Annotated in this window: 4 protein-coding genes; all 4 read right to left on the minus strand. The window is 28.3% G+C overall.

Features of this window, described 5'->3' with window-relative positions:
* Nucleotides 1–42: 42 nt before the first annotated feature.
* Nucleotides 43–873 (minus strand): hypothetical protein, encoded by an 831-nt coding sequence (locus Q0K76_RS12845; RefSeq protein ID WP_294616071.1) that lies wholly within the window; start codon nucleotides 871–873, stop codon nucleotides 43–45.
* Between the two features lie 8 nt (nucleotides 874–881).
* Nucleotides 882–1,535, minus strand: a complete 654-nt coding sequence (locus tag Q0K76_RS12850) for a hypothetical protein (RefSeq protein WP_294616072.1) — start codon at nucleotides 1,533–1,535, stop codon at nucleotides 882–884.
* Nucleotides 1,536–1,866: 331 nt separating this feature from the next.
* Nucleotides 1,867–2,844 carry a hypothetical protein gene (locus Q0K76_RS12855; protein ID WP_294616073.1) on the minus strand — a complete coding sequence of 326 codons (978 nt, stop codon included), beginning with the start codon at nucleotides 2,842–2,844 and terminating at the stop codon, nucleotides 1,867–1,869.
* A 1-nt stretch (nucleotide 2,845) separates the two neighbouring features.
* Nucleotides 2,846–3,669 (minus strand): glycoside hydrolase family 19 protein (locus Q0K76_RS12860; protein ID WP_294616074.1); only part of this gene is annotated, 824 nt, incomplete at its 5' end.

Raw genomic sequence — 3,669 nt, forward strand, 5'->3', positions numbered from 1 at the left:
CAAAGAAAAAATAATGCCAATATAAAATGAATATTTCATAAGTTATTCCTTAATCTCTTCAATTTTCGATAGTGAAAAGTCAGCATGAAAATGGGAGTTATGTAAAGTACCACCATTTACAACTCGGGATCGTTGTCTAAATTCGGCAAAATGGGCATCTTTCCCAACTCTAACCTGATCAAAAAAGAGTAGCATTGCATTTAAAAAATCTGAATCATCTTGATATTGTTGCGAAGTATGAGGGTGATAATTATCTTTTGATATTAATGATCTATATTCAAAATCAATCGCCATACCATTAATATGTAATACACTAGGAAAGCAACTGCCCCATTGAAAGGCACTACCAGTGGTGATCCGGGCTTTACTATAAACCGCTAAACTACCTAGCATAGCTGCAAATAAGCAAGGATTAGCATAACGACGCTTTGAATTATGAAAACTATATTCAATACGGAAATTGCCATATTGTTCATTTATTGAATCAGGCATTCTTAATAGATCCACTTCATTATTATTTACACCGAAAACACGCCATGTGTATGGATCAGCTAATTTTGTATCGTAGTATTTATCATGTATTCCCCATTCAGCGATCCGTCCATCAGCGTAAATAATTCGATATTTAGTATTACCATCGTTTACATTTGCAGCAATATCATTCGAACTTGTTGTTCTATAAAATGTTTTAGGTTTATTAGGATTAAATTCTTTACTATATTTTTCTTTAATTTTAAAGTATTCCAAATCACAAATCTTATGTTTGGTACCTTGCTCGTCGACAATTACATAGCGATATTTATTTTTGTTTTCATCTTTAATAAATGAGAGAATATATTTTTGTATTCGACCATCCCAATAAATATAAAACACAATAATATCTATTTTTTTTCAACAAAATAACCCATCATCGCCACAGGATGAATAAACCAGGCTTTACCGTCAGTTGATAGATTAGTTAGTTTTGGTGTATTGTCATTCGTGTCGGTTTGGTTATTGTTTGTGTTTTGTGCCTCTGCAACTTTTTTCCACCACAGTGATGGTTTGATGCGTTGCTCTTTTTCAATTTGCCAATTTGATTTGACATTTTCGTGCGCTTCATCGAGTTTTTCAAATGCATATTCTCGTTCATTAGGTTTGGTTATATTATGCTCAATCAACAGCTTTTCTATAATATCCTTTTGTTGTTGTTTTTCTTCTTCAAATAATTCATCTATCTCATTCCATTTACTTAATGCTTCATCGGCATACCATTCACTTTCATATTTTAATAGTAAATGCCCTATCTGCTCTGCTGTCCAACTTCTGCGTAAACCTTCCTTTAAATATTCATAAGTAAAAGGCGGAAGTGGTTTTTTACGTTGCGTTGAATATAATGTTGATTGCGTTAAGATACGGTGTAATGCCGACATTACGGGTGTGTAGTCTTCCAAATCCAAACTAACCACTTTATTCTTTCCCGTTTTACTGGATAATTCACCAACCGTCGCTTTCTCCTCTATGGTATTAAATCCTGACCAATGCCAGGGGGTCACGCGTTTTATATGTTTCTGGGCATCAGTTGAAGTATTATTTTTTGAAACCTAATAAAAATACAAAATATCCTCAACTTAATTCGCAAATACATCATTTATTTGTAAAATGAAAAGAAGGATAAAATTTATAAAAATTTTTTTAATGACACGCCTATTTCCTTGGGGAATTTTTATTATTTATAATAATTGATTTATAGTAAAAATATAATTTTTACTATTAGTTGTTTTTATTATTTTTGTAATTGAATCTTTCTTGTTTCTTATTTCATTATTAGAATTTTTTCTTAATCTTTTGATGCAACTTAAATAATATATTCTTTAAATTGATAATTTAATTGAAACTATCCAAAATCATTGGTTCAATTGTATTAGGTTCACATTTATAATTTTTTACTGTTATATCTTGTTTATTTATTCTAATACCTTCTTTTCCTTGCTCTGTATTAATAATATAATTAATACCGTTATTGGTAAAAGTTATCATCTTATTTTTCTTATCTTCATCTGTTATTTCTTTTACTAATTCTAATTCTATTTTTGATTGGCTACCAAATCTATAGAGTAAGTTTTGAGCAGCATAATTATAACATACTGATAGTTGCTTATTTTTAACTTTGCATCCAAATGCATCTTTTTCATTTTCGTTTTTTTTACAGAGAGTTGTTTTCTTGAAAAATACATTTTGGCTGTAAATATTTATAATGTCTTGATGTTGTAATAAACGTAATTTTGTATAAAACTGTTCTATCCAAACATTATTAGTCTTGTTTTTTAATGTTTGATTAGACAAAAGTAAAATAAAATAGTCAGGATAAGATAATGGAGTATTATTTATAAAATAGTGTTGTTTTTTTGTTAGAATAATTGAATTAATGAGATCAATACCATTATAAACACTTTGATTAGAATAATTAACAACTTGACCTTGAGAATAATTTAGATTTACCTCTCCTAATTTTACTAATTCTTTATCTATGCTTCCTAAATAAGTAATTCTAGCTGGACTCTCCATTCCTCCAAATTTATCAAAAATAGAAATTACACCTAAATTAGATACTTCAATTGAAGGGTTTATCCCACCAAGATAAATGTAACTATTTTCTTTTCCTTCTATATTCAAACTAAAATCCATTCGTGAAATTTTGTCTTCATCGGGTTTATTTAAACGACAATATATATATTTGCCATAAAATTTATCGCCATTGATAAATTGCCCTTTGATATCATTTAATTGTGTTTTTTCGCATACTTGTGCATATAAAAGGCAATTGAAATAAAGTAGAATAATAAAAATAAAAAATTTTTTCATGTTAAGTTCCATTATGTAATCTTGTATAGAAAGTTTGTAAAGCTGTTTCAACTTCTTGTGCTTTTTTTTGATTATTTGCATACCATTTAGTATTGATCATAGCACTAGTATTAAAAGAAAAGTTATCAACTCTAATGTCATGATATTTTACACAATTTTCGATGTTGAACTTTTCATATAAAGTTATAAGCGCCGTATTTCTTTCTACAACATGATTATATCCACCATTTACTGCCATTGTAATTTTAAGAAAGTCATTCTGTGCTGCTATATCATTAATATTTCCCCATGAACTTCCTTTTAACCAATACCAAAATGCAGATCTTATTGTATATTCTAAATCAGAACAAATTATATCTGGGTTATTTTTAATTAAATTATTATCAACGTATTTCCCAAAAGATTCATAATTATAATCATGAGTAATTTGAATAAGTCCTCTACCATGATAATTTGTTCCACCTTTATAATTGTTCCAATAAGAAGGGGTAGAACCATCTTTATTTTTATATTCCTCAGAAGTTCTAAAAAAATCACTTTCACATAACACTTGAGATATAAAATGAGCTTTTTGAAGACAACTAGTAATATTGTATTGAATAAAGTTTCTATTCAAACTTGAAAGAAATATACTTATTGCGGTATTTTTCAAGTTATTATTCATTCTATAAAATAATCCGTTATTCAAAATATCATTAGGCATTATTGATTTAAATTGATCTTCTGTTATAGACTTATTACACATGCAGTTTTTTATATCAAATATATGTATCGCCACAGGATGAATAAACCAGACTTTGCCGTTTGAGGATAAATTAGTCAGTT

This window comes from uncultured Gilliamella sp. (assembly GCA_945271295.1).
Taxonomy (GTDB): domain Bacteria; phylum Pseudomonadota; class Gammaproteobacteria; order Enterobacterales; family Orbaceae; genus Gilliamella.